Annotated in this window: 19 protein-coding genes and 4 tRNA genes; 11 read left to right on the forward strand and 12 right to left on the reverse strand. The window is 69.8% G+C overall.

Annotated features, from left to right (window positions below):
- Positions 1-149 precede the first annotated feature (149 nt).
- The 5 genes from ACQQ2N_RS16215 (at position 150) to ACQQ2N_RS16235 (ending at position 7,801) form a co-directional block, all read left to right on the forward strand.
- Positions 150-2,522: a winged helix-turn-helix domain-containing protein gene (locus tag ACQQ2N_RS16215; RefSeq protein ID WP_440222612.1), complete on the forward strand. Its 2,373-nt coding sequence runs from the start codon at positions 150-152 to the stop codon at positions 2,520-2,522.
- A gap of 186 nt (positions 2,523-2,708) precedes the next feature.
- The gene (locus ACQQ2N_RS16220; protein ID WP_440222613.1) at positions 2,709-5,288 is read left to right on the forward strand and encodes an LVIVD repeat-containing protein; all 2,580 of its coding nucleotides are present in this window, start codon (positions 2,709-2,711) and stop codon (positions 5,286-5,288) included.
- Positions 5,289-5,304: 16 nt separating this feature from the next.
- On the forward strand, positions 5,305-6,249 hold the full coding sequence (locus ACQQ2N_RS16225; protein WP_440222614.1) for a hypothetical protein: 945 nt from the start codon (positions 5,305-5,307) through the stop codon (positions 6,247-6,249).
- A gap of 179 nt (positions 6,250-6,428) precedes the next feature.
- Entirely contained in the window at positions 6,429-7,244 is an 816-nt protein-coding gene (ppsR, locus tag ACQQ2N_RS16230) for a posphoenolpyruvate synthetase regulatory kinase/phosphorylase PpsR (RefSeq protein WP_440222615.1), read from the forward strand.
- A 62-nt stretch (positions 7,245-7,306) separates the two neighbouring features.
- On the forward strand, positions 7,307-7,801 hold the full coding sequence (locus ACQQ2N_RS16235; RefSeq protein WP_440222616.1) for a DUF1249 domain-containing protein: 495 nt from the start codon (positions 7,307-7,309) through the stop codon (positions 7,799-7,801).
- Positions 7,802-7,807: 6 nt separating this feature from the next.
- On the opposite strand, the gene ACQQ2N_RS16240 is transcribed toward ACQQ2N_RS16235, so the two are convergent.
- From ACQQ2N_RS16240 to ACQQ2N_RS16275, 8 genes are all read right to left on the reverse strand, one after another.
- Positions 7,808-8,518 carry an alpha/beta hydrolase gene (locus tag ACQQ2N_RS16240; protein WP_440222617.1) on the reverse strand — a complete coding sequence of 237 codons (711 nt, stop codon included), beginning with the start codon at positions 8,516-8,518 and terminating at the stop codon, positions 7,808-7,810.
- 174 nt (positions 8,519-8,692) lie between these two features.
- Positions 8,693-8,769: transfer RNA gene (locus ACQQ2N_RS16245), tRNA-Asp, on the reverse strand.
- Between the two features lie 132 nt (positions 8,770-8,901).
- A tRNA-Asp gene (locus tag ACQQ2N_RS16250) sits at positions 8,902-8,978 on the reverse strand.
- A gap of 74 nt (positions 8,979-9,052) precedes the next feature.
- Positions 9,053-9,128, reverse strand: a tRNA-Glu gene (locus ACQQ2N_RS16255).
- A 21-nt stretch (positions 9,129-9,149) separates the two neighbouring features.
- A tRNA-Ala gene (locus ACQQ2N_RS16260) sits at positions 9,150-9,225 on the reverse strand.
- A 108-nt stretch (positions 9,226-9,333) separates the two neighbouring features.
- Positions 9,334-11,148 carry an ABCB family ABC transporter ATP-binding protein/permease gene (locus ACQQ2N_RS16265; protein WP_440222618.1) on the reverse strand — a complete coding sequence of 605 codons (1,815 nt, stop codon included), beginning with the start codon at positions 11,146-11,148 and terminating at the stop codon, positions 9,334-9,336.
- A gap of 50 nt (positions 11,149-11,198) precedes the next feature.
- Complete coding sequence (locus ACQQ2N_RS16270) at positions 11,199-12,707, reverse strand: choice-of-anchor Q domain-containing protein (RefSeq protein ID WP_440222619.1); 1,509 nt, start codon at positions 12,705-12,707, stop codon at positions 11,199-11,201.
- Positions 12,708-12,821: 114 nt separating this feature from the next.
- Positions 12,822-14,825: a bifunctional 2',3'-cyclic-nucleotide 2'-phosphodiesterase/3'-nucleotidase gene (locus ACQQ2N_RS16275; RefSeq protein WP_440222620.1), complete on the reverse strand. Its 2,004-nt coding sequence runs from the start codon at positions 14,823-14,825 to the stop codon at positions 12,822-12,824.
- A gap of 228 nt (positions 14,826-15,053) precedes the next feature.
- On the opposite strand from ACQQ2N_RS16275, the gene gltX reads away from it, so the two are divergent.
- The 3 genes from gltX to ACQQ2N_RS16290 are packed head-to-tail and all read left to right on the forward strand — an operon-like array spanning position 15,054 to position 17,348.
- Positions 15,054-16,457, forward strand: coding sequence for a glutamate--tRNA ligase (gltX, locus tag ACQQ2N_RS16280; RefSeq protein ID WP_440222621.1), 1,404 nt, complete (start codon positions 15,054-15,056; stop codon positions 16,455-16,457).
- A 2-nt stretch (positions 16,458-16,459) separates the two neighbouring features.
- Positions 16,460-16,822, forward strand: a complete 363-nt coding sequence (locus ACQQ2N_RS16285; protein ID WP_440222622.1) for a hypothetical protein — start codon at positions 16,460-16,462, stop codon at positions 16,820-16,822.
- 49 nt (positions 16,823-16,871) lie between these two features.
- On the forward strand, positions 16,872-17,348 hold the full coding sequence (locus ACQQ2N_RS16290) for a transcriptional repressor (RefSeq protein WP_440222623.1): 477 nt from the start codon (positions 16,872-16,874) through the stop codon (positions 17,346-17,348).
- 37 nt (positions 17,349-17,385) lie between these two features.
- Here the strand turns inward: ACQQ2N_RS16290 and ACQQ2N_RS16295 are convergent, their stop codons facing one another.
- Positions 17,386-18,132, reverse strand: coding sequence for a class I SAM-dependent methyltransferase (locus ACQQ2N_RS16295; protein ID WP_440222624.1), 747 nt, complete (start codon positions 18,130-18,132; stop codon positions 17,386-17,388).
- Positions 18,133-18,136: 4 nt separating this feature from the next.
- A complete protein-coding gene (locus tag ACQQ2N_RS16300) occupies positions 18,137-20,260 on the reverse strand; it encodes a TonB-dependent receptor domain-containing protein (protein WP_440222625.1) in 2,124 nt (707 codons plus the stop codon).
- A 174-nt stretch (positions 20,261-20,434) separates the two neighbouring features.
- On the opposite strand from ACQQ2N_RS16300, the gene ACQQ2N_RS16305 reads away from it, so the two are divergent.
- The 3 genes from ACQQ2N_RS16305 to ACQQ2N_RS16315 all read left to right on the forward strand — a co-directional run bounded on the left by ACQQ2N_RS16305 (position 20,435) and on the right by ACQQ2N_RS16315 (position 22,198).
- Positions 20,435-20,851: a MerC domain-containing protein gene (locus ACQQ2N_RS16305; protein ID WP_440222626.1), complete on the forward strand. Its 417-nt coding sequence runs from the start codon at positions 20,435-20,437 to the stop codon at positions 20,849-20,851.
- Positions 20,852-20,914: 63 nt separating this feature from the next.
- A complete protein-coding gene (locus ACQQ2N_RS16310) occupies positions 20,915-21,895 on the forward strand; it encodes a cation diffusion facilitator family transporter (protein WP_440222627.1) in 981 nt (326 codons plus the stop codon).
- Positions 21,896-22,012: 117 nt separating this feature from the next.
- Entirely contained in the window at positions 22,013-22,198 is a 186-nt protein-coding gene (locus ACQQ2N_RS16315) for a 30S ribosomal protein THX (protein ID WP_440222628.1), read from the forward strand.
- Positions 22,199-22,320: 122 nt separating this feature from the next.
- On the opposite strand, the gene ACQQ2N_RS16320 is transcribed toward ACQQ2N_RS16315, so the two are convergent.
- Positions 22,321-23,328: a patatin-like phospholipase family protein gene (locus tag ACQQ2N_RS16320; protein WP_440222629.1), complete on the reverse strand. Its 1,008-nt coding sequence runs from the start codon at positions 23,326-23,328 to the stop codon at positions 22,321-22,323.
- Entirely contained in the window at positions 23,325-24,572 is a 1,248-nt protein-coding gene (gene hutI / locus ACQQ2N_RS16325; RefSeq protein ID WP_440222630.1) for an imidazolonepropionase, read from the reverse strand. The genes ACQQ2N_RS16320 and hutI overlap by 4 nt, the downstream gene beginning before the upstream one ends.
- Positions 24,573-24,596: the final 24 nt, after the last annotated feature.

Below are 24,596 nucleotides of genomic sequence, written 5' to 3' on the forward strand. Positions count from 1 at the left end.
TGGCAGGTCGGGACGCCACCAGGCGGCGTCGCGTCGGCGTTTCGCGGCAGGCCTGCGAAAGGCGGGGTGCCCTGCGTGCGTGGGTTGCGCGGCATCGCGGCAACGAATGGCCGGGGTCGGCGCACGGTAGCGCCTGCTACGCTTGCCGGATGGCGACACGGCATTACTTCTTCCGCACGTTCCGGCTCGATCCGGCTGCACGCGAGCTGCACGATGGCGACGAGCTCGTCGTGCTGCCGGCAAGCGCACTCGATTGCCTGGTCTACCTCGTCGAGCATCGCGAGCGCGCGGTCGGCCGCGACGAGCTGATTTCCGCGGTGTGGGGCCGTACCGACGTTGCCGACACCTTGCTCGCCCAGACCATCCTGCGCGTGCGCCGCGCGCTTGGCGACAGTGGCAGCGACGGCGCGATCCGCACGATCGCGCGGTTCGGCTACCGCTGGATCGAGGACACGCGCGAGGTCGTCGAGGCGAACGTCGCCGCCTCGCCGGAACCTGTCGCTGCACCTGTCGAAGGCGAGGCCGACGAAGCGTCTTTTGCAGCGGGTCCGGTGGCGGAGGCTTCCGACCCGGGCGATGCGCGTGTGCGCGCGCGGCGGCGCCATCGCGGCATGCCCGTCGCGGTCATCCTCGTGCTGGTGGTCGCGATCGTCACCGCGACATGGTGGTCGGGGCGCGACGCGATGCCGCAGGGCGATGTCGCGACACCCGCTGCCGACGCGCAGGATGCACCGGCGCTCGTGTTGCCGGCGGATGTCCCCGGCTCGTCGGACTGGAGCTGGCTGCGCGTCGGCCTCATCGACGTGGTCGGCCACCGTCTGCGTGAAGCCGGCGTGCCGGCCGCGCCGAGCGAAAGCGTGTTCGCGATGCTCGGCGCCGACGGCAACGCGCGCGACCTGCCGACCGGCACGCTGCGCATCGCGCCGAGCGCGCGCGTGCGCGACGGGCAATGGACGGTGCGCCTGCACGTGCAGCGTGACGGCCAGGTCTCGGATGTCGAGGCGTCGTCCGGCGACGTGCTGCAGGCGACGCGTGCCGCGACCGACCTGCTGCTCGTGCGCCTCGGTCGCGAGCCGCCGCGCAACGGCGAGCAGCCGCGTCCGATCGCGCTCGAGGAGCTGCTGCAGCGCACGCGGGCGGCGTTGCTGGCCGACCAGTTCGATCTCGCCCTGCACCTGATCACGCAAGCGCCGGACGAGGTGAGGGCGCATCCCGAGATCGCGCTGCGCCTGGCCCAGATCGATCAGGGGCGCGGTGACTATGCCGCCGCCGAGGTGCGGCTGGTCGCGCTCGTCGATGCCTTGCCTGCGGATGCGTCGGCTGCGCTTCGCGGCCGCGTGCTCGGCTCGCTCGGTGCGGTGCGCTTCCGTCGTGGGCACGCCGCGGGCGCCGCGGACAGTTATGCCGAGGCGGTGCGCGTACTCGAGCCCGCACACGATCCGCTCGCGCTGGCTGCCGCCTATTCCGGGCGGGCCGCCATCGCCTCGCAACAGGAGCGCCTCGACGAGGCGGCTGCGGACCTCGGTCGTGCACGCGTCGAGATGGAGGCGGCCGGCGACGCGCTCGGGCTCGCCCAGGTCGACATGAACCTCGGGCTCGTCGAATCACGCAACTACCGTCCCGCGCAGGCCCTGCCGATCCTCGCCGGTGCCGAGGCGCGCATCGCCTCGCTCGGTGCGCGCGAGGAACTGGCCTATGTGCGCTTCGCGCTGGTCGGCGTGCGCCTGCAGATGCTCGACCTCGCCGAAGCGCTCGAGACGATCCAGAGCTGCTGGCCGCCCGAGACCCACACCGGCAATCCGCGCATGCGCTGGCGCCTCGTGCTGTCCAAGGCCTTCGTGCTGATCGGCATGGGCCGGCTCGGTGAGGCCGAGGTGCTGCTCTCGCGCATCTCCATCGAAGCGGATCCGAAGGACGATGCCGACATCCGCGCCCGTGCCGGCGCACTGGCGGGCATCGCGCTGGCCGCTCGCGGTCGTCACGAGGACGCCGTCGCGCGTACCGAGGCCTCCCTCGCGCCGACGTTCGCCGACGACAGCCCCGATCTCTACGTGAGCACCTGGACCGTGCGCCTGCGCAGCCTGCGCCAGCTCGGTCGCCTCGATGCGGCGGAAGCCGAAACGGCCGCGCTCGTCGCGTGGATCGAGGCCCATCCGAATCCCTGGCGTCGCGTGCACGCGGCGCTCGCGCAGGCCGAGCAGGCCTGGGCACGATCACCCGACGAGGCCGCGCTCGCGCAGTTCGCTTCGGCCTTCATGCTCGCGGGTTCGCTCGGCATCCCCGACGATCTCGTCGAGGTCGCCGAGCGCTATGTGGCCGCGCTGCTCGAACGCGGCGAGATCGACCAGGCCAGTGCCGTTGTCGGCCGCATCGCGCCGTGGGCGGACCGCGACCTGCGCGCGGCCTGGGCGCAGGCCCAGCTCTACCGCGCGCAGGACCGCGTCGACGCCTGGCAGCGCTCGACCGAGCGCGTCCTGCAACTGGCCGGCGAGCGGGCCTTGCCGGCGCCGCGCATCGATTGAGCATCGACGCCGCATCGATCGCCAGGCCCTTGTCGCACAAAGGGAATCACCGGACGAATCGTCCCCGCATCGATCGCGAATCGATCCCGAATGCGTCTTCGTGACGTCCGCGCGACAGTCGGATGGCAACGGCCGGTCCCGCCGGCCCGGCATCCCGCTCCCCGACATCCGAGGTCGCCCGACACCATGAAGAAGCTTCTCCCGCTCCTGATCACGGCCATGCTCGGTGCCGTGCCCGCCGCCCAGGCGGCGCCTGTTGGCACGGGCGAGCTCCCGTTCGCGGGTGTCCACGGCGGCGCGCTGCAGGATCCCGTGGTCGACGGCACGCGCGTGCATGTCCCGAGCGGACGCATCGTCAGCACGTGGGACTACACCGATCCTGCGGCTCCTGTGCTCCTCGGCAGCACGGCGATGACGCCGGCAGACGGCCAGATCCGCGGTCTGACGAAGTGGGGCGACCATCTCTACGCGAGCTGGCAGGCCGGCGACGACACCGGCGGCGTCGCGGTCTACACGCTCGGCAGCGACGGCGTGCCGGTGCTCGCGAACCAGTTTTCCGACTACACGTTCTCGTCCTACAAGAACCTCTGGACGCTCGCGGCCGCGAACGGCTATCTCTATATCTTCGACGCCGAAAATGGCATCTACTTCGGCGATCTTGCCGCCAATCCGCTGCATCCTACCTTCACGAGGCTGCTCCGCACGCCGGTGCCGTATGCGCGCAGCCAGGTGGCCGGCAACCGGATCTTCGTGACCGGCAAGACCGTGTCCTCGGAACCCGTGCACGTGTGCACGATGCTCGACGTGACAACGCCGTCGGCACCCCAGTTCATCCTGGCCAGCGACTGCGGCAACGGCGATCAGATCGACAACTTCCGCAGCCGCGTGCAGTTGCCTTACGTGGCCGCCTTCGGCGCCAAGTTCAGCCTCTACGACGTCACCGACCCGCAGGCGACGCAGGCGCTCGGCCGCATCGATACCGACGCCGCGACCGACGGCTTCCTGTTCGGCAACTACGCCTACGGCCTCGGTTTCGCCGAGATCGCGATCCACGACATCGGCAATCCCATGGTGCCGGTGACGGTCGGCTACTCGCCGATCATGACGCTCGGCGCCGATTCGGTGACGCCGGTCGAGGACGGCGCGCTCGTGCTCACCAGCACCGACCGCTTCGTGCGTCTGGACGTGAGCAAGGACCCACTGTCGCCGATGGAGACCAGCGTCGCCACGCCGACGGGCGGCGCGGTCGCGCGCGACATCGTCCTGCGCGGCAACAAGGCGCTGATCCTGCAGGAGAACTACGGCATCGGCGTGGCCGACAAGGTCACGTTCGCGCCGCTCGAGCGCTTCGATGCAGCCCTGCCGATGGCCCTCAACCAGCGCGATTTCGAGCAGTTCGCGGTCGACGGCGATCGCGCCTACCTCGCGGCCTGGGGCTACGGCCTCATCGTCACGCACATCGCCTCGGAGCGTCCGTATGAACTGGGACGCATCGAGTTTCCGTACGCTTCCGCGATCGCCGCGAAAGGCAACTTCGTCTACCTCGGCACGATGACCAACGGCGGCATCCTGCAGGTCGTCGACGTGTCGATTCCCGAGAAGCCGACGCTGCGCGGCTCGCTCGCGGTGCCGGGCGTGAACCGCGTGCAGGTGCACGGCCACCACGTCTACATCGCCGACGAACTCGCTGGCGTGCACGTCGTCGACGTGAGCGATCCCGACGCACCCACGCGCGTGACGACGTGGAACGACGGCTGCGCCGATCCCGGTGGCTACTCCGCGCGCGACATCGAGCTGGACGCGCAGGGCGCGATCGCGGCGGTCGGCTGCCCGACCGGCCTGTACCTGCTCGATCTTTCGCGTCCGGACAGTCCGACACGCCTCGGCGGCCATGCGGCCGAGTGGGCGGATGCGCGCGTCGCGATCCACGGCGACCGTGCGTGGTACGCCGACGCGGCCGGCGGTCTCAAGGCGTTCGACATCTCCTCGCCCGCGACACCCGTGCTGGTCGGCGAAGCGAGCCTGGCCGGCTTCGTGCCGCGTCGCCTGCGCGCGACCGGTGACGGCCGTGTCGTCGCATTCGGCACGCTGAGCGGGATGCACGTGTTCGGCACGATCGTGCCCGAGGTGCCGACCGACCGCATCTTCGCGGACGGCTTCGACGAGATCGTGCCTGTCGGCGACGTCAGCACCTACGACGACCTCGTCGAGGGCTTCCAGGGCGCGAGCTTCCAGTACGGCGGCGTCGGCTACCGCGAGGTCAACGAGGTCTCGGGCGTGTACCCGGACGGCGAGGTGTTCGGTCCCGGCACCGGCAACAATGCGCTCGGCAACCAGTTCATCGTCGAGGATGCGACCGCGCTGTTCGCGGACTTCCCGCAGTTCGGCAGCTCGCCGAACACGCTGACCTTCGGCGACTCGTTCGTCGAGGGGCCCAACCTCTCGATCGGCGCACTGTCGAGCGCGTGGCTCGATCTCGACGCTCCGGCGACCTCGGCGAGCCTGCAGATGCTCTATTACGAGTGGGGTCCGTGGGAGGGCATCGTGCTGCACGTCGATGCGCTGCTCGACGGCGTGGTCGTCGCGAGCGATTCGCTCACGATCGCGGGCAGCGGCAATCCGCTCGACCGCGATCGCCTCGCCACGACGACGTTCACGGTCGATGGCGCGACCTTCGACACGCTGCACATCTACGCGCGCTGGGGCAACGAGTACACGGCACCGCGCGTGATGATCGACAACCTCGTCATCGCGCCCGCACGTTGAGGGCAGCACGATGAGGATGAAGGTTTCCCGCCGCCCGTGCGGCGGCATGATCGGCGCCGCGCTGCTGGCCTCCTTCGGTCTGCACGCATCGGCCCAGACCGACCCGATCGTGATGTTCGACGGCTTCGACGGCTGCGCACCCGTGCAGGCCACGATCGACGCACAAGGCGGCAGCGTGCGCCTGTGCGGTGCGCAACTCGACGTACCAGCCGGCGCGGTCGATGCACCGACCGTGTTCGGCATCGAGCGCCTCGACGTCGCGCCGCCGGCACCGTTCGACATGGAGGTGGCCGGCCCGGCGTTCCGCTTCACTCCCGACGATGTCGCGTTCGCGCAGGCGCCGAGCGTGCGCATACCGCGCGAGGACGACCGTCGCGGCGGCTTCGCCGTGCTCGTGCCACACGAGGACAGCCTCGTGCTCATCGAGGCCTGCCGGCACAGCGCAGGCGGCGTGCAGCAGTTCGTCGACCGGCTCGGCACGTTCGCGGCCGTGCGCTGGCAGGGCGTGCTGCCCGTCAACACGCAAGGCCTGGGCGACGGTCAGGTCCATGCCACCGCCGGTGGCGTCACGACCGACTACGACCTCGACGCGCCCGGCAACAACTGGGCGATCCACCAGGACCGCCCGGATGGTGGCCGCAGCATCACGATCAGCGCGATGCGCGAAGGCGATGCCTTCGAGTTCCTGCGCCTGGATATCGGTGTCGACGCCTCGGGCATCGGCGGCGACATCGTGCAGATCTCGCAGCTCGGTTCGGTCAGCGGCAGCTTCATCGCGGGCCTGCTCGGCCAGGCCTCGATCACGTTCGGTGACCTGTCCGACGGTCGCGTGCGCGCCACCGTCACCGCGACGCTCGCGAACGGCTCCGCGAGCGTGCCGTTCGAGGCCACGTTCGACATCGCCAGCGAGCGTTACGTGTTCCCCCCGGCGCTGAGCTGTCCGGGATTCCCGCCCGGATGACGTCGGGTGCCTGCATCGCCGGCGGGATGCCGGCACGGTGAGGGGGCTGCACGGTCGGTACGACGAGCGTGCAGCGACCATCGCACCGGGGGCGATGCAGGCGTTTTCTTCCGCGCGGCAGGCGTGTCGCGCCGGCCGCGATTGCATAGACTGTGCGCCGACATCCCGTGGGAGTGCCCATGCGCCGCACCGTCTTCTTCATCTCCGATGGCACCGGCATCACCGCCGAGACGATCGGCCACAGCGTGCTGACGCAATTCGAAGGCGTGGAGCTCGACACCTACCGCATCCCGTTCGTCGACGCCGAGGACAAGGCCGAGCAGGCCGCGCGGCGCATCCGGATCGCCCAGGCACAGGACGGCCTGCGGCCGATCGTCGTGAACACGATCATGGACCAGCGCCTCAGCGACATCGTCGCGACCAGCGGCGCGCTCATGCTCGACGTGTTCGCGCCGTTCATCGCGCCGCTCGAGGAGGAGCTCGGCACCTCGCGCTCGCCTCGCGTCGGAAAGGCCCACGGCCTGACCAACTTCGACGAGTACGAGGCGCGCATCAACGCGACCAACTACGCGCTCACCCACGACGACGGCATCGACGTGCGGTACGACGACGCGGACGTGATCCTGGTCGGCGTCTCGCGCGTCGGCAAGACGCCGACCTGCCTGTACATGGCGCTGCATTACGGCGTGAAGGCCGCGAACTACCCGCTCACCGAAGAGGACCTCGAGAACCTCGAGTTCCCGAAGCGCCTCGTGCCGCACAAGAAGAAGCTCTACGGCCTCAGTATCGATCCCCAGCGCCTCGCCCAGGTGCGCGAGGCGCGCCGGCCGGGCAGCCGCTACGCGAAGCTCGAGCAGTGCAAGCGCGAACTCGAGCTTGCCGACAAGCTGTTCCGCCGCGACGGCATCCCCGTGCAGAGCACCACGCACACCTCGATCGAGGAGATCGCGAGCAAGATCCTGTCGCAGCTCGGCATCGACAAGCACATGTTCTGAGCCTTCCCGCGCCACGTCGCGGCAAGGGCAGGGTGCGCGCGTCGCGATGCTATGATCGATCCATGTCGAGCCCGTTCAACGATCGCGACACGCTGCTCCCGAGCCGCTTCGCCTGGCTCATGGGCATGTACGCGGAGAATTACCACCGCCTCGCGAAGCTGTTCGCGCCGCAGCGCCTCGCCGCGGGGCGTTACGTGTCGTCGGTCGACGACCAGCTCGACGTCTGTGTCGAAGTCATCGAGCACCACCGCTACACGCTCGACCTGCACATGACCTACGCGTTCGTCGACGGCGAGACCGGCCAGCCGGCACCATCGGCCTACCTGCGCATGTACCGCGATGCCCACGTCGCCGAGGTGCTGCGCTACCACGCCGACCCATATCTTTCGCGCGTGCTCGGTCCGCTGCCGCCCGCGCGCAACGTGTTCCAGCGTCGCGTGCGCATGAACTCGTTCCTCAACCGCTGGCTCGAGTACCTCGCCGGCCAGGGGCATTCGATCGGCACGCTCGAGCCGGCTCCCGCATCGCTCGACAGCAGCGTGCGCGAGGCGGTCTGAGGCGTTTCACGCGGCCGCGCGGCGCGCCGGCAGCACGAGGTCGAGCCAGGCCAGCAGGTCGTCGCGCATCGCGGCGTCGATGCCGTGGCCGCCGGGGTACAGATGGGTTTCATGTGTCACGCCGAGCGTGTCGAGCTGCGCTGCGGCACGCTGCGCCCACGCGACGGGCAGCTTGGTGTCCTCGCGGCCGTGGCCCACGAACGCACGCAGGCCGACGAGGTCCTCGCGTGATGCGATCCGCGGTGCGAGTTCGGGCAGGATGCGTCCGCACAGCAGGCCGAAGCCGGCCACGCGTTCCGGCGCCGACAAGGCCACGCTCGCCGAGAGGATGCCGCCCTGGCTGAAGCCGGCGACGACGGTGTCGCGCGCGGCGAGGCCATGCTGTGACTGGAACGCCGCGATCGCCTCGACGAGCAGCCGCCGGCTGGCCTCGGCCTCGTCGGCGTCGATCTGCGGGCCGCTCGGCGTGAAGCCGACGCGGAACCAGCCGAACTGGTCCGGACCGAGCGCGCGCGGACCGCGTGCGTGCACGACGACGATGGCCTCGTCGACCTCGCCGCCGAGCGCGGCGAGGTTGGTCTCGTTGCCGCCGACACCGTGCAGCAGCACGAGCAGGCCGCGCGGCTGCGTCGGCAGCGGAAGGCGCAGGCGCATCGAAAGGCCTTGCCCGCCGAACGGTTGCAGGGGACCGGACGTGTAACGCATCGGGAGGGACATGGCGTGATCGCGAAGGCCCGACGGGAGTGCGGGCGTCAGGATGACGATAGACCGCCGAGCGGCGCACATCGACGTGCGCGGGCGCGATGCTGTGTCGTCCCCGTCGAAACAGTCGGGACGGAGTGCGCGGCCCTGAAACGCGAAACCCCGCCGTGGCGGGGTCCGGTATAGCGATGGCGGAGCGGACGGGACTCGAACCCGCGACCTCCGGCGTGACAGGCCAGCATTCTAACCAACTGAACTACCGCTCCACGCGTTTCGCAGCGTCCTGCGTGTGTCGCTCCATGTCGTCGGCGCGCCGTGACGCGCCCACAAAAAACCCCGCGAGGGCGGGGCTTGTCGGTGACCGATGGCATCGGGCACCGCGTGCAACCTTGGAAAAGTGGCGGAGCGGACGGGACTCGAACCCGCGACCTCCGGCGTGACAGGCCAGCATTCTAACCAACTGAACTACCGCTCCGCATTTTCCTCTTTGCGCATCCTGCGCCAACCGCTTCAGTCTCTCCAGAGAGCCTCGCCGAAGCGAGGTTTCCCTGGCGTCCCCAAGGGGATTCGAACCCCTGTTACTGCCGTGAAAGGGCGGTGTCCTGGGCCTCTAGACGATGGGGACGTATAGAGAAACCTTTGAATCTGGTGGAGCCAGGCGGGATCGAACCGCCGACCTCTACAATGCCATTGTAGCGCTCTCCCAGCTGAGCTATGGCCCCGGGAGGCGCAAGAGAATAGTGAGTAGCGGGGAGGTCGTCAACACTTTCCGCGAACATTCTTCGCGAAGCATCGCGTGATGCGCACGACGACGTCATCGTCGCACGTGATCACGCGGGCTGCAGCACCTCGTTCGCGCCCGCATCTTCGCGTCGCTGCATCGTCCAGAGCTGTGCGTAACGGCCTTCGTGCGCGAGCAGCTGCGCGTGCGTGCCGCGTTCGACGATGCGGCCGTGCTCGAGCACGATGATCTCGTCGGCGTGCACGATCGTCGACAGGCGATGCGCGATCACGAGCGTCGTGCGCTGGCGCGCGATGTCGGCGAGCTCGGCCTGGATGATCTTCTCGGTGCGCGTGTCGAGCGCCGAGGTGGCCTCGTCGAAGACGAGGATCGCCGGATCCTTGAGCAGCGTGCGCGCGATCGCGACGCGCTGCTTCTCGCCGCCCGACAGCTTGAGGCCGCGCTCGCCGACCTTGGTGTCGTAGCCGTCGGGCAGCGACTCGATGAACGCGTGCACGTGCGCCGCGCGCGCCGCCTCGACGATCTCGTCCTGCGTCGCGCCGGGACGGCCGTAGGCGATGTTGTAGCGGATCGTGTCGTTGAACAGCACCGTGTCCTGCGGAACGATGCCGATCGCGTCGCGCAGCGAGCGCTGGGTCACGTCGCGCAGGTCCTGGCCGTCGATCGTGATGCGTCCGCCGCTGACGTCGTAGAAGCGGAACAGCAGCCGCGCGAGCGTCGACTTGCCCGCGCCGGTCGTGCCGACGACCGCGAGCGTGCGGCCGGCCGGGATCATCACGTCGACGTCGTGCAGGATCGCGCGGTTGGCGTCGTAGCCGAAGTCGACGTGCTCGAAGCGCACTTCGCCGCCGCGTACCGCGAGCGCACGCGCGTCTGGACGATCGGCGACGTCCTGGTGCTCGTCGAGCAGGCCGAACATGCGCTCGAGGTTGGTCAGCGCCTGCTTGATCTCGCGGTAGACCATGCCGAGGTAGTTGAGCGGCATCGCGAGCTGGATCAGGAACGCGTTGACGAGCACGAGGTCGCCCAGCGTCATCGTGCCCGCGACCACGCCTTCCGCGGCGCGCCACAGCAGCAACGCGAGCCCGGTCGAGACGATCGTGGCCTGGCCGACGTTGAGCACGGCCAGCGTCTTGAGGCTCTTGACGGTGGCTTCCTCGTAGCGCACGAGGCTCGCGTCGTAGCGACGCTGCTCGTGGCCTTCGTTGCCGAAGTACTTGACCGTCTCGTAGTTGAGCAGCGAGTCGACCGCATGGGTGTTGGCCTGGCTGTCGGCTTCGTTGGCCGCGCGGTAGTAGCGCAGGCGCCATTCGGTGATCGCGAAAGTGAACGCGATGAACGCCGCGAGCGTGGCCAGCGTGATGATCGCGAAGCCCCAGTCGTAGCGCACGACGAGGATCGTGCAGACCACGGTCACTTCGAGCAGCGTCGGCAGGATCGTGTAGATGGTCCAGTCGAGCAGGTCCGACACGGCCGTCATGCCGCGCTCGACGTCGCGTGCTACTCCACCGGTGCGGCGGTCGAGGTGGAAGCGCAGGCTCAGCGCGTGCAGGTGCTCGAACACGCGCAGCGTGATGCGCCGCGACGTGCGCGCGAGCACGCGCGCGAACACGACGCCGCGCAATTCCTGGAACAGCGTCGTCGACAGCCGCAGCGCGCCATAGGCGACCAGCAGCATGAGCGGCGCGGCGACGGGCAGGGGATCCACGTCGAGCGCGTCGACGAGCTCCTTGAGCACGAGCGGCACGCCGATCGTCGCGAGCTTGGCGACCACGAGGAACACGAGGGCGAGACCGATGCGCCAGCGGTACGTCCACAGGTCCGGCGCCATGCGCCGGAACGCCTCGACGAGCGTGGTCCGGCGTTCGGGCGTGGTGGCTTCGGGCGTGGGCACGGACGGCATATGGGGATGGTTCTCGATCGTGCAATCGCGGCGCGTCGCCGCGCGTGGCCTCAGCCGGAGCGTGTGCGCCTTCGCAGGCCAAGCCCGCCGAGCATGCCGAGTGCGATCGCAAGCCATGTCGCGGTTGCGGCGCCGAGTGCGGGCAGCGCCACGACGTCACCCACCGGCGCGGCGCCCTGGCGCTCGAATGCGCCGATGTCGGGCGCCGCCCCGGCGACGCGCGTGAAGCCGAAGCCGCGCTGGTCGCTCGCGAGTTCGCCGGCATTCGTGCCGGCGTCGAGGGCCGGGCTGTCCGCGGCGAGCGCGTGGGTGCGTGTACGCCCGCCGTTGTCGGCCAGGGGCAGCAGGCGCGGATCGCCCGTGAGGGTGTCCGCAGGCAGCCCGACCGTGGCCTGCGCGTTGCCGACGAGGTTGTGCGAGCCGGTCAGCGCCAGCTCGGTCTCGGCGGCGAGGTCGCTGCCGTCGCCCGAGGTGTTGCCCGCGATGATCGTGCTCGACAGTCCTTGCGAGGTCGCGAAGAAACGGAACGACACGCCACCGCCGAAACGGCCCGCATGGTTGGCGGTGATCGTCGTGTTCTCGAACGTCGCGGCGGTCGTCTGGCGGATGCGTACGCCACCACCGTCGTCGTCGCGCGCGACGTTGCCCGAGATCGTGCTGTTGCGCACGACCAGTGCGTCCTCCTGGGCGATGCCACCACCGTAGCGCATCGCATAGTTGCCGGCGATCGTGGAGCGTTCGACGAGGCCGCCGCTGCGTGCGACGAACAGTCCACCGCCGATCTCCCAGTGCGACATCGGCGGATTGTGCGTGCCGATCGCGCGGTTGCCGCTGATCGTGCTGTCGACCATGTCGATGCCGTAGACGAACGCACCGCCACCGTAGGCCGCCGTCCCGTTGGTTGCATGGTCTCCGAAGGCGGTATTGCCCGAGATCGTGCTGCCCTTCATGACGAGGCCACCCGACAGGATCGCGCCGCCGTAGGCGCCGACGCCGCGCGCCTCGCAGTCGCGCATGACGGCGCCGACGAGCTTGACGTAACCCGCCGCGGCGATGCAGCCGCCGTAGGCGATGTCGGTGCCTTCGGCGACGACGCGGCCGTTCGCGAAGGTGAGGTTCTCGATCGTGAGCGTGCCGACGCCGCGCTGGAACAGGATGCGGTCCGCGCCGCCACCGTCGATCACGAGCGCATCGGCACCGGGGCCGCGCAGCCACAGGTCGTCGGCGGTCGATTCGAGCTGGTCACCGATCGTGATCGTGCTGCAGGCGAGTTCGCCGAGATCGACGAGATCGCCGCTCATCGCGTTCGCGACCGCGTGACGCAGGCTGCCGGGCTGGTCGTCGTCGTCGCAGCGCGTCACCGCGATGCGCGCGGCGCGATGCTCCCGGTGTGCCGGCTTCGTGCTGCGCATCGCTTCCATCGCGGCGCGCAACGGGGTTGGCGCGCTGCGATCCTCGCCGGGCAGCGGCCACGACAGCGGCACCGCCACGGCCTCCGCCGCGAGCGGTGCGCCGGCCAGCGCGAGCGCCAGGGCGACGGCGAGTCGTTGCTTGCGCATCATGCGCATCGTCATGAGAAGGCCTCGCGCCGGGCGACCGTGCCTGGCCGGTCGCGCAGTCTGTGCCGTCCGCGAGCGCTCGGCAACCGCGGGTTCACCCGTGCGTGCGCGCCGTCACGGCGCGCCGAGGTCGACCTCGTAGGTGGCCATGCCGTCGGCGTCGCGCGAGCGTTCGCGGAGGCCGCGCAGGCCCGCGCCCTGCGCAAGCTCGAGCTTTCCGGCGGCCGAACGGAACGTCACCGGACCCGCCGTGCGTACGCTCGCGAAGCGCCAAGGCCGATCGGAGGCATCGTTTGCGCGCGTGAGGTTTCCCCTGGCGCGGATCCAGTCGATCAGCACCTGCCGGTTCATGTCCGGCGCATCGATGACCGTGCTCGAACCGTCGACGCCAGGGAATCCCCCACCACCGCTGGCGCGGTAGTTGTTGGTGACGACGAGGAACGTCTGCTTCGGATCGACCGGCTTGCCGGCGTGCACGAGTTCGACGATGCGCTCGCCGCGCGGGCGGGTGATGTCGACGACGTAGCGCAGGTCGCCCTGCAGAACGTCGAAGTTGTAGCCCGCGAACGTGCGGTCGACGAGTTCCTGCGGCTCGCGGCGCGCCGGATCGATGCGGTTGAAATAGCCCGCGGCATGCTCGAGCCAGGCGCGCAGGCCGGTGCCGTCGGTCTTCACCACGGCGACCGTGTTCGGATAGAGGTAGAGGTCGGCCGCGTTGCGGATCGCGAGCGTGCCGGCCGGGATCTCCGTGAAATCGGTGGCGCCGCCGAAACCGAGCTTGAACGGTGCCGCGGCCGAGAGGATCGGGATGCCGGCGAGTTCCGGATGACTCGCGTCGACGAGCGCCTTCACGTAGGCGCGCTGGGCCGAGTTGACCGGTTGCAGTGCGCTCACGTCGCCGACCGAGGCGAAATGGCTGGTCATCGCGAAATCGCTGGTGCCGATCGGTGCCGACACGTAGCGGATCGTGGCCTCGTGCTCGGTGCGTACGACTTCGGCGATCGCCGGATCGGGTGGCACGCTGCGGCCATCCGCGGTGCGGATGCTGCGCACCTGCGAGTGCGTGGCGGCCGTGTCGATCGTCCAGCGTCCGTCGCGCCGTTCGAGTGCGAGTTCGACGACGCCGAGGCTCTTGCCCCAGAAACCGCCCATCACGGCGGGCTTGCCGTGGATGAAGCCGCGCGTGTTGTCGACGCCGGGCATGGCCGCGAAGCGCGAGTTCGCGTTGCCCGGATCGGGGAAGGCCTGGTGCGAATGGCCGAGCAGCAGCACGTCGATGCCGGGCTCCTGGGCGAGATGCCAGTTCGCGTTCTCCATGTCGGCCGTGTACGGACCGGGATCGATGCCGCCGTGCGAGATCGCGACGACGAGATCGGCACCTTGCGCGCGCAACTGCGGCACGTATTCGCGCGCGGCCTCGACGAGGCCTTTCACGGTGACCTTGCCGGTCAGGTTGGACTTGTCCCAGACCATGATCGGCGGCGGCGTGAAGCCGATGATGCCGACCTTGATCGGCAGCTCGACCGTACGGCCCTGCGCGTCCCGCGCCTCGATCGTGCGCGTAAGCAGCGCGGTCGGCGCGAACAGCGGCGTGCCATCGCGCGCATCGAACACGTTCGAGAGCACGAGCGGGAAGTCGGGGCCGTGGCAACGACGTGCACCGTCGGCGGCGGCCGCGCGCGGCGTCGCGGTGACCTGGGCGAGGAACGGCAGGCCGTAGTTGAACTCGTGGTTGCCGATCGTCGCGCCGTCGTAGCCGAGCGCGTCCATCGCCTTGTACATCGCGAGCTTCTCGTCGCAGGCGAGCGGTTCGCCGCGTGCCTGCCAGTCGGCCAGCGCGGTGCCCTGGATCGTGTCGCCGCCGTCGAACAGCAGCGTGTTCGGGAATTCGCGGCGCGCCTCGCGCACGAGCGTGGCGAGGCGCTCGAAGCCGAGCGAGTCGTCCGCGGCGAGCTTGTAATAGTCGTAGCCGAGCACGTTGCTGTGCACGTCGGTCGATTCGAGGATCGCGAGCGTCGCGCGCGCGCCGTCGTCGCGTCGCGGCGAGCCGGTCGACGCGCAGGACGCAAGCAGGAGGGACGTCGCGATGAGGGTGAGTCGCGGAAGCATCGGAGGCATGCCGTTCCAGCATCATGGGGTGTGTCGAGCGGATTATTCTGGCACGCCCGAATGACAGCGCGCCTCGCGTGCGGTCGCGGGAGGTACACGGTCCGTGTCCCCCAGACGGGGTTCTCTCCGTCGCCATGTGCAGACCGCGCCACGCATGTCCCGAGGGGGGGGCTCGTTCACGGCCGCAGGGGCGCCTCTGGTACTCTCGCGCGCCTCGTTTTCCCGCCGTACGCGCCCATGACCGTCAGAACCCGCTTCGCCCCGAGTCCCACCGGCTACCTCCACATCGGTGGCGCGCGCACCGCGCTCTACTGCTGGCTCGAGTCGCGCCATCGCGGTGGCGAGTTCATCCTGCGCATCGAGGACACCGACCGCGAGCGCTCCACGCAGGAAGCCGTGCAGGCGATCCTCGACGGCATGGCGTGGCTCGGCCTCGAGCACGACGAGGGTCCGTACTACCAGACCCTGCGCATGGACCGCTACCGCCAGGTCGCCGAGGACCTGCTCAAGGCCGGCAAGGCGTACTACGCCTACGAGACCAAGGACGAGATCGAGGCGATGCGCGCCGACGCGATGGCCAAGGGCCTCAAGCCCCGCTACAACGGCTACTACCGTGACCGCAACGAGCCGTACCGCGACGATCCGAACCGCGTGATCCGCTTCAAGAACCCGGCCGCGGGCAGTGTCGTGTTCGACGACAAGGTCAAGGGTCGCATCGAGTGGAGCAACGAGGAGCTCGACGACCTCGTGCTGTTCCGCTCCGACGGTTACCCGACCTACAACTTCGCGGTCGTCGTCGACGACATCGACATGCGCATCAACGAGGTGATCCGCGGCGACGACCACGTCAACAACACGCCGCGCCAGATCAACGTCTACCAGGCACTCGGCGCCGAGGTGCCGGTGTTCGCGCACCTGCCGATGATCCTCGGCCCGGATGGCCAGAAGCTCAGCAAGCGCCACGGCGCGGTCAGCGTCATGCAGTACCGCGACGACGGCTTCCTGCCGCACGCGCTGCTCAACTACCTCGTGCGGCTTGGCTGGTCGCACGGCGACCAGGAGATCTTCTCGCGCGAGCAGATGATCGAGCTGTTCGACATCGCCGACGTCAACCGCGCGGCCTCGCGCTTCGACCTCGAGAAGCTGTCCTGGCTCAACCAGCAATACCTCAAGAGCGACGATCCGCTCGAGCTCGTGCCGCATTTCACCTGGCATCTGCGCGCCGCCGGCATCGATCCGGATACCGGCCCCGAGCCGGCCGACGTGATCGTCGCGCTGCGCGAGCGCGCGCAGACGCTCAAGGAGATGGCCGAGAAGGCGCGCGTCTGGTACGCGCCGCTGCAGGGTTACGACGAGGCCGCGGCCGCCAAGCACTTCGGTGCGGCGACCGCGCTGCCGGCACTCAAGGCCGTGCACGCGCAGCTCGCGGAACTCCCTGAATGGAGCGTCGCCTCGGTGCATGGCGCGATCGAAGCCGCGGCGGCCGCGATCGGCGAAGGCATGGGCAAGGTCGCGCAGCCGCTGCGCGTCGCCATCACGGGCACCCAGGTGTCGCCGTCGATCGACCACACGGTGTTCCTCGCGGGGCGTGACGAGGCGCTGCGCCGCGTCGACGCGGCGATCGCGAAAGCCGGGGGATGACCATGGCGTTGTCCTGCGACCTCGCGACGATCCTGCGCTTCGACGCAGGCGATCCCGAGGCCTTGCAGGTCGCGTTGTGGGGGTGCATCCACTTCCTGCTCAGCCCGATGGTGTGGTTGTGGGCGACCGGGCTCACGCTGCTGTGCGTGGCGGTCGGCGCGCTGATCGGCTGGTGGCGCGGCCGCTGGCTCGCCGGCGTGCTGTGGGGCACGCTGCTCGGGCCGATCGGCTGGATCGTCGTCGCCTTGCAGAAGCCGCGGCCGCCCGCATGTCCGCGGTGCGCGACGCCGAATCCACTCGGGCGCAGGCGTTGCCCGCATTGCGGCCTCGACATCGACGCGCCGACGCCGCCACCGCCACCCTGAGCGTTCGCGGGCCGATGTTATGATCGATGCCCGCGCCACGCACGCCGAGATGTCCTTGTCCGCCACGAAGCCGCACGACGACCACGCCCATCACCACGATGCCCACGGCTTCGTGAGCAGCGTGACGCGTGCCTGCGACGAGCGCGGCCTGCGCCTGACGCCGCTGCGCCTGCGCGTGCTCGAGCTCGTCGCCGAGTCGGAGAAGCCGGTCAAGGCCTACGATCTGCTCGACCGCATCAAGGACGGTCCGGGTACCGCGGCGCCGCCCACGGTCTACCGCACGCTCGATTTCCTGCTCGAGAACGGCTTCATCCACAAGCTCGAGTCGATCAATGCCTTCGTCGGCTGCCACCATCCCGGCGAGGCGCACCAGGTGCCGTTCCTGATCTGCGACAAGTGTTCGTCCGCGATCGAGATCTGCGACCAGCGTGTCTCCAGGCTGCTCAACACGCAGGCCCGCGAGCACGGTTTCCATCCGGTCGGCCAGACGCTCGAAGTGCACGGCCTCTGCGCCGACTGCCGCTGAGCACTCCCGGCGCGGCATCGCCGCGCCTGTCATCGCTTCAGGGTTCCGCCGCGATCACGTAGTCGTGGCCGTGGCGCAGGCCGCCTTCACGATTCACCACGGCGAGCGCATGCGCGCGAAGGTCGGCGATGCGGCCCTGCAGCGCGGCCGCGAGTGCGCGGTCGGGCAGGGCGTCGATCGCTAGCGAGGCGAGGTCGAGCTGGCTGGTGACGAAGCGCTCGCCGTAGCGGATCGGCACACGCTGTACGTCGCGCACGCGAAAACCGGCGAGGTCGAGCTGGCGCAGCACCCAGTCGAGCGGGTACTCGCGGTAGGGGCGATCGCCACCGAGAAGCAGGCAGCTGTCGCGCAGGCGGCCGATCGCGTGGACGAGGCGCCCGGCCTCGTCGTCGGGACGCCAGACCACGTAGGGCTCGAGTCCGATCACGTAGAGGCGCCTGCCGACGTGCGGGCGCAGGCGTGCGAAAAGGCGATCCTGCCAATACGGCGCGAAGCCTTCGACCGCGCCGAGCAGGTAGTCGGCGACGACCACATCGAATCGCTCGCCGGCGAGCAGCTCCGGATCCATCCAGTTGCCGACCACGACGCGATCCTGCTCGCGGGCGCGATCGCCGATCTCGGTCTGCGTGGCCTCGGCCATCGCATGCGAGCCGGTCACCGCGGTCCAGCGTTCGGTCGGGCGATCGAGCAGCCAGCGCATCGAGGCGCGGCCGGTGCCGGCATCGAGCACCGCGCCCCACGGCAGGTCGCCGTGGAGCGCGGTCAGGCGGTCGTACAGCGACACCGGGTCAGAAACCGACGCGGAAGCCGGCGCTGATGCTGCGGCCCGGCATCGGCACCACGCTGGCGAGAAACGAGGTGTGGTTCCACACCTTCTCGTCGAGCAGGTTGCTGCCACGCAGGTACACGCTGCTGTTGCCCGACTCGCCGAGCGCGTAGCTCAGCGTGAGGTTGACCATGTCGTAAGCCGGCGAGACCGTCTCGAAATCGGCGATATCGTCCTGCTTGGCCACGTGATAGGCCTCGAGCTCGGCACCGAACGCGTTCCAGCTTCCGTTGAGGCGCGTGCCGACGCGCATGGCCGGGATGCGCGGCAGATTACCGCTGCCGTCGGTGAACTTGGCACGCACGCTGTCGCCGAACAGCGTTGCCGAGAAGTTGCCGGTGAACTGGTAGGTCGCCTCGGCCTCGAGGCCGATGAACTCGGCATCATTCTGCGTGTACTTGATGAGGCGGAAATCCTCGTACTGGTCCAGCGTGCGCGCGTAGATGTAGTGGTCGACGTCGTTGTGGAACGCGCCGACGCTGAAGGTGAGGTCGCCCGCGGTCTTGCGCAGCGACAGTTCGACGTTGCGCGAGGTCTCGGTCTTGATCGAGGCGTCGTTGGCCGCGCCGCCGCAGGTCAGTGCGCTCGGCAGCAGGCCGCACTCGTAGGTGTTGGTGGCGAGGTGGATGCCGCGCGCGTAGAGCTCCTGTGCGTGCGGCAGGCGTTCGGAGCGTGCCGCCGACAGCGTCAGCGCGTAGCCCGGCGTGAACTCCCAGATCGCCGCGCCCGAGAACGAGGTCGCGGTGTCGTCGAATGCGGTGCGTGCACGCGGGTCGTCGACGGGCTTGTGCTCGAGCCACTCGTGGCGCGCACCGGCCTCGAAGTGCCAGGCGTCGTTGAGCTGGTAGTGCTCGACGAGAAAGAGGCCGGTCGAGCGCGTGTCGACCTTGGGCATGAACGATTCCTCGCCCTCGGCGCTGAACGTCGTGTCCGAATGCTGCAGGCCGATCACGCCGGTCCAGTTGCCGAGCGGCACGTGCTCGATCTCGACGCGGCCTTCCTGGCCGCGGTTGATGAACGTGGTCGCGGTTTCGCCGTCCTCGATCTCGCGATGGCGGTAGTCGGTGTCGCTCATGCGGAAGCGGATGCGGCTCGCGCCCGCGAACGGATCGCGATACTCGCCGCGCACGTCGACGCGCTTGCTGACCAGGTCGATCGTCGGCGGCGGTTCGTCGCCGTGTTCGTGGTCGTGATCGTGGCCGTCGTCGCCACCGCCCTCGTGGTCGCCGCAGTGCAGGGCACTGCCGTGCGGATGGCAGCCTTCGTATTCGTGGTTGTGGCCGGGCAGGCCGTAGTCGTCGTTGCGGTACGAATAGGCGATGCCGACATGGCCGTTCGGCGTGATCCACGACAGGCCGACGCTCGAGTTCGACGACGCGGCCGCGGTGCCGGCGACGCGCGGGTCCTCCCAGCCCGGCGCCTTGTAGTCGTCGGCGTCGCGCGTGGAGTGCTCGAGGTGGAAGGCGAGCTGCGAACCGAGCTGCGCGGTCAGGTCGACCGCGGCGGCGCGCTCGTTGGCGACGCTGTTGCCGCGCACGGCCAGCGAGGCGTCGATGCCGCCCTCGGGCATCGCCGACGGGATCTTGTTGTCGAGGATGTTGACCACGCCGCCCACCGCGCCATTGCCGTACAGCAGCGTGGCCGGGCCACGCAGCACCTCGACGCGCTGCGCGAGCAGCGGATCGACGGTGGTCGCGTGGTCGGGCGAGATGTCGGAGGCGTCGAGGATCGACGCGCCGTCCGAGAGCACCTTCGTGCGCGGGGCGGTCTGGCCACGGATCACGGGTCGGCTCGCGCCACCGCCGAACGAGTCCGAATGCACGCCGGGCAGGCCGTTGAGCGCGTCGCCGATCGTGCCCTGGCCGTTCTTCAGCAGCGTGTCGCGGTCGACGATGCTGTAAGGCACCGCGATCGTGTCGGGGTCTTCGCCGAGCGCGAGCGCGGAGACGGTGACGACGGGAAGGGCGTCGTCCTTGCCACTGTCGCCGTCCTGCACGAGGGCCTGCGCGAAGGCGGGGCCGCAGGCGAGCGACGAGATCAGGGCGACATGGACGGACCAGGTCAGGGAGCGGAGCTTGGGACGCATTCGGGATCCTTGGGGCTTGCAACGGGAGGCGTTCGTCGTCGCGCTCGGCGACGTGCGATTAACGTTATGGTATAACGTATCTAGATGGCAAGCCGGATGCCGGAAGTCACGCCCCTTGAGGTGCGACCCCGGTGCCCCAGATGACGGGTGAGGTATTCTTCGATGTTCATGGACATGCCACGTTCCGCATCGCGCTGGAGCCGGTTCGTCGACCGCTTCGGCGCGACGGCGTCGTTCCTCTGCGCGATCCACTGCGCGCTCCTGCCGGTCGTGTTCGGCGTGCTGCCAGCCCTCGGTCTCGCGTTCCTTGCCGATCACGCGTTCGAGCGCGCATTCGTCGGCTTTGCGATCGTGCTCGCCTCGCTGAGCCTCGCGGTGGGCTGGCGCCAGCACGGCAGCCTGCGTGCGCTGTGGTTCCTCGCACCGGGCATCGCGCTGCTGGTCTGCGGGCTCGTCATCGACGGCGACCACGCCAGTCCGACCGGCCACGCGATCCTCGTCAGCATCGGCGGCACGCTCGTCGCGCTCGCGCATCTCGTGAACCTGCGCCTCGCGCAGGCGCACGTGCACGGTCCCGCCTGCAACCACTGACCGTCATTGTGTAACGGCGTCGCCGGCACCTAGCATCGTCGGCAGCCATCGCCAGCACGCCGCATGCACCACCATCATCCTCACGACCACGCGCATGGCCATGGCCATGAGGGTCATGCCCATCACGGCCACGACCATGGCCACGCGCACGACGGATCGCCGCGCAGCGAGCGCAAGCTGCTGTGGGCGTTCGCGCTCACGCTCGTCATGCTGGTCGCCGAGGCGGTCGGCGGCATCGTCTCGGGCTCGCTCGCGCTGCTGGCCGATGCGGCCCACATGCTGGTCGACGCGGCCGCGCTGCTGTTCGCGTGGCTAGGCGCGCACTTCGCGCGCAAGCCGGCCGACGCGCGCCGCAGCTTCGGCTACCAGCGCCTCGAGGTGCTGGTCGGCTACACGAATGCGCTGACCCAGGTGTTCCTCGTCGCGTGGATCGCGTTCGAGGCGGTCATGCGCGTGCTCGAGCCGGTGCCGATCCTGTCGGGCACGATGTTCTTCGTCGCGCTGGCCGGCCTCGTGGTCAACGTCATCGTGCTCAACGTGCTCGGCGGCCATCACCACGACGACGTCAACACGGCCGGTGCGCGCCTGCACGTGATCGGCGACCTGCTCGGTTCGATCGGCGCGGTCACGGCCGCGCTGCTCGTGCGCTGGCTCGACTGGCTGTGGGCCGATCCCGCGATCTCGATCTTCGTGTCGCTGCTGATCCTCAACAGTGCGATCCGATTGCTGCGGCGCTGTGCCCACATCCTGCTCGAAGGCGTGCCTGACGACGTCGAGATCGACGCCGTCACCAAGGCGCTGGTCGAGGGCGTGGCGGACGTGCGTGGCGTCCACCACGTGCACGTCTGGCAGCTCTCGGGCGGCTCCCGTGTCGCCACGCTGCACGTGATCCTGCGCGAAGGCGCCGTGCACGGTGCCGCGCTGGCTGCGGTGCAGAAACTGCTGCGCGACCGTTTCCGCATCGAGCACGCGACGGTGCAGATCGAGGACGACGGCGAATGCGTGCATCGCGGCTGCGCCGGTGCTGCCGCTCCCGCCACCTGAAGCGAGCCGCTCGGCGGCATTCCCGGGGCAGGGGCACCTCCACGCCGGCGGCTTGCGCTTTGCCGCCGCGCTGCTATCCTGCGCGACCTTCGTTGTTCGACCCGTATTGGAGAAACCATGGGCAGTGGTGACCGCAAGACCCGCAAGGGCAAGATCGCAATCCGCAGCTACGGCAACACGCGTCCGCACGCGGCCAAGAAGGCCACGGGTGCGAAGCCGGCCGGCGCGGCGCCCGTGAAGGCGGCCGCGGCCAAGAAGCCTGCTGCTCCCGCGAAGAAGACGGCGGCCAAGAAGAGCGCCTGATCCACGCCACCGGCGTGATCCCGGAAAGCCCCGCCTCGGCGGGGCTTTTTCGTTGGTGGATGGACGATGGCTCGTCACGCGGCGCCCGAGGGTGCCGCACTGGAGCAGGCACCTTGGTCCGTTCAGGCAGGAGCGCTCGTCGCCAGGTCGAGCAGGTCCACGGGCTCGCCGTGCGCGGCCGCGTCCAGCCATGCCGAGGCGCGCTCGCGGCCGAGGTCGCGCAGGTCGTGAAGGAACGCTTCGCGCGTGTCCATGCGCGTCTTCGCGTGGTGCGCATCGAGCGAGTCGCCGGGCTCGATCGCGTGCACGCGCAGGCGGCGGATGCGGCGGCCGAGGCCGCTCAGCGTGAGCACGCCTTCGAGCGAGCGCCGCGTCAGGGCGAGCGTGCGCAGCTCGCGCAGGAACGCCGCCGAGAAGCCGAGCTCGGCGACGCGTTCGAGGATCGCGCCGGCGCTCTCGGGAATCGGTCGCTGGAAGCCCTGCACGAGCACGCACAGCACGCGCGTCGCGCGGCCCTCGTGCACGAGCGGCTCGAGCACCGGATTGCCGGCCCAACCGCCGTCCCAGTAGACCTCGCCGTCGATCATCACCGGCGCGAACACCTGCGGCAGGCAGGTCGAGGCGAGCAGGGCGTCGAGGCTCAGGTGATCCGGGCCGAACATCACGAGCGCGCCGTCGCGAACGCGCGTCGCGGCCAGGTGCAGCGGGAAGGGCGTGTCCGTGCGCAGGCGCTCGAAGTCGAACAGCTCCTCGGCGATGCGCCGCACCGGATTGAGGCCGAGCGGGTTCATCTGGCGCGGCGTGAAGTAGCGGTGCAGGCCGAGCAGCGTCTCGCGGCCGCCCGGGAATGTCGCAGCATCGACGATCCAGCGTGCCGCACCCGACGATGCCGCGATGCGCGACCACAGCGTCGCGAGGGCCTCGCGCGCGCCGTCGTGGCCGCCGTCCATCCATCCCTGCGCGAGCGCCAGCGCGTTCATCGCGCCGCTGCTCGTCGCGCTGACCGCTTCGAACGCCGGTACGCCGGCTTCGAGCAGGCGATCGAGTACGCCCCAGGTGAACGCGCCGTGCGCACCGCCGCCCTGCAGCGCGAGGCCGCATGGCTCGCGCAAGGCGGCAGGAAGGCTCACGCCGGCAACACGTCGCGACCGCCCGCGACCACGCGCCGCGCGAGCGTGCCGCCGATCCAGTAGGCGAGATCGGCGGGATGGTCGGCGTCCCAGACCGTGAAGTCGGCGCGCAGGCCGGTTTCGAGGCGGCCGCGGTCGTCGAGGCCGAGGGCGCGGGCAGCGTGCGTTGTCGCGCCGCGCAGGGCCTCTTCCGGCGTGAGCCGGAACAGCGTGCACGCCATGTTCATCGCGAGGCGCAACGACAGCAGCGGCGAGGTGCCCGGGTTGAGGTCGGTCGCGACGGCCATCGGCACGCCGTGCTCGCGCAGGGCCGCGATCGGTGGCAGATGGGTGTCGCGCAACGCATAGAACGCCCCGGGCAGCAGCACGGCGACGGTGCCGGCCGCGGCCATCGCGCGCACGCCTTCGACGCTGGTGTGTTCGATGTGGTCGGCCGAGAGTCCGTCGAACGCGGCGCTCAGCGCGCCGCCGCCGAGGTCGGACAACTGGTCCGCGTGCAACTTGACGCGCAGGCCGTGTGCGCGTGCGACCTCGAACACGCGGCGCGTCTGCGCGGGCGAGAACGCGATCGACTCGCAGAACGCGTCGACGGCGTCGGCGAGCCCGCTGCGCGCGAGCTCGGGCAGCATCGTGTCGCAGAGATGGTCGACGTAGGCGTCCTGGCGCCCCGCGTACTCGGGCGGCAGCGCGTGCGCGCCGAGGAAGGTCGTGCGCACGCCGATGCCGAGCACCTCGCCGATGCGTCGCGCGACGCGCAGCATGCGCAGCTCGCTGTCGAGGTCGAGGCCGTAGCCGGACTTGATCTCGATCGTCGTGACGCCGTCGCGCACGAGTGCGCGTGCGCGTGGCAGGGCCTGGGCGAGCAGGCCATCGTCGTCGAGAGCGCGCGTCGCGCGCACGGTCGAGGCGATGCCGCCGCCCGCTCGTGCGATCTCCTCGTAGGTCGCGCCGTTGAGGCGAAGGTCGAACTCGCGCGCGCGGTGGCCGCCGAATACGAGGTGCGTATGGCAGTCGACGAGGCCGGGCGTGATCCAGGCACCGCCGGCGTGGTCGACGTGGCGCGCGAGCGTCGCAGGATCGCCGGGAAGGTCGGCGGCACGTCCCGCGAACACGATGCGGCCGTCGTGCCAACCGAGCGCGGCATCCTCGATGGTGCCGAACGGTGTGTCGCCCGCCTGCATCGTGGCGAGGCGGCAATCGAGCAGGAGGCCGTCCCAGCGGCCGTCGGGAGTCGGATCGGTCATGCCCGGAGTATCGCAGAACGCCGT

Source organism: Dokdonella aquatica, from assembly GCF_051987395.1.
Lineage (GTDB): Bacteria > Pseudomonadota > Gammaproteobacteria > Xanthomonadales > Rhodanobacteraceae > Dokdonella.

Coding starts and splice junctions, on each gene's coding strand:
- ACQQ2N_RS16215 (WP_440222612.1), top strand. CDS start 150: ATGGCGACACGGCATTACTTCTTCCGCACGTTCCGGCTCGATCCGGCT.
- ACQQ2N_RS16220 (WP_440222613.1), top strand. CDS start 2,709: ATGAAGAAGCTTCTCCCGCTCCTGATCACGGCCATGCTCGGTGCCGTG.
- ACQQ2N_RS16225 (WP_440222614.1), top strand. CDS start 5,305: ATGAAGGTTTCCCGCCGCCCGTGCGGCGGCATGATCGGCGCCGCGCTG.
- ppsR (WP_440222615.1), top strand. CDS start 6,429: ATGCGCCGCACCGTCTTCTTCATCTCCGATGGCACCGGCATCACCGCC.
- ACQQ2N_RS16235 (WP_440222616.1), top strand. CDS start 7,307: ATGTCGAGCCCGTTCAACGATCGCGACACGCTGCTCCCGAGCCGCTTC.
- ACQQ2N_RS16240 (WP_440222617.1), bottom strand. CDS start 8,518: ATGTCCCTCCCGATGCGTTACACGTCCGGTCCCCTGCAACCGTTCGGC.
- ACQQ2N_RS16265 (WP_440222618.1), bottom strand. CDS start 11,148: ATGCCGTCCGTGCCCACGCCCGAAGCCACCACGCCCGAACGCCGGACC.
- ACQQ2N_RS16270 (WP_440222619.1), bottom strand. CDS start 12,707: ATGCGCAAGCAACGACTCGCCGTCGCCCTGGCGCTCGCGCTGGCCGGC.
- ACQQ2N_RS16275 (WP_440222620.1), bottom strand. CDS start 14,825: ATGCCTCCGATGCTTCCGCGACTCACCCTCATCGCGACGTCCCTCCTG.
- gltX (WP_440222621.1), top strand. CDS start 15,054: ATGACCGTCAGAACCCGCTTCGCCCCGAGTCCCACCGGCTACCTCCAC.
- ACQQ2N_RS16285 (WP_440222622.1), top strand. CDS start 16,460: ATGGCGTTGTCCTGCGACCTCGCGACGATCCTGCGCTTCGACGCAGGC.
- ACQQ2N_RS16290 (WP_440222623.1), top strand. CDS start 16,872: ATGTCCTTGTCCGCCACGAAGCCGCACGACGACCACGCCCATCACCAC.
- ACQQ2N_RS16300 (WP_440222625.1), bottom strand. CDS start 20,260: ATGCGTCCCAAGCTCCGCTCCCTGACCTGGTCCGTCCATGTCGCCCTG.
- ACQQ2N_RS16305 (WP_440222626.1), top strand. CDS start 20,435: ATGCCACGTTCCGCATCGCGCTGGAGCCGGTTCGTCGACCGCTTCGGC.
- ACQQ2N_RS16310 (WP_440222627.1), top strand. CDS start 20,915: ATGCACCACCATCATCCTCACGACCACGCGCATGGCCATGGCCATGAG.
- ACQQ2N_RS16315 (WP_440222628.1), top strand. CDS start 22,013: ATGGGCAGTGGTGACCGCAAGACCCGCAAGGGCAAGATCGCAATCCGC.
- hutI (WP_440222630.1), bottom strand. CDS start 24,572: ATGACCGATCCGACTCCCGACGGCCGCTGGGACGGCCTCCTGCTCGAT.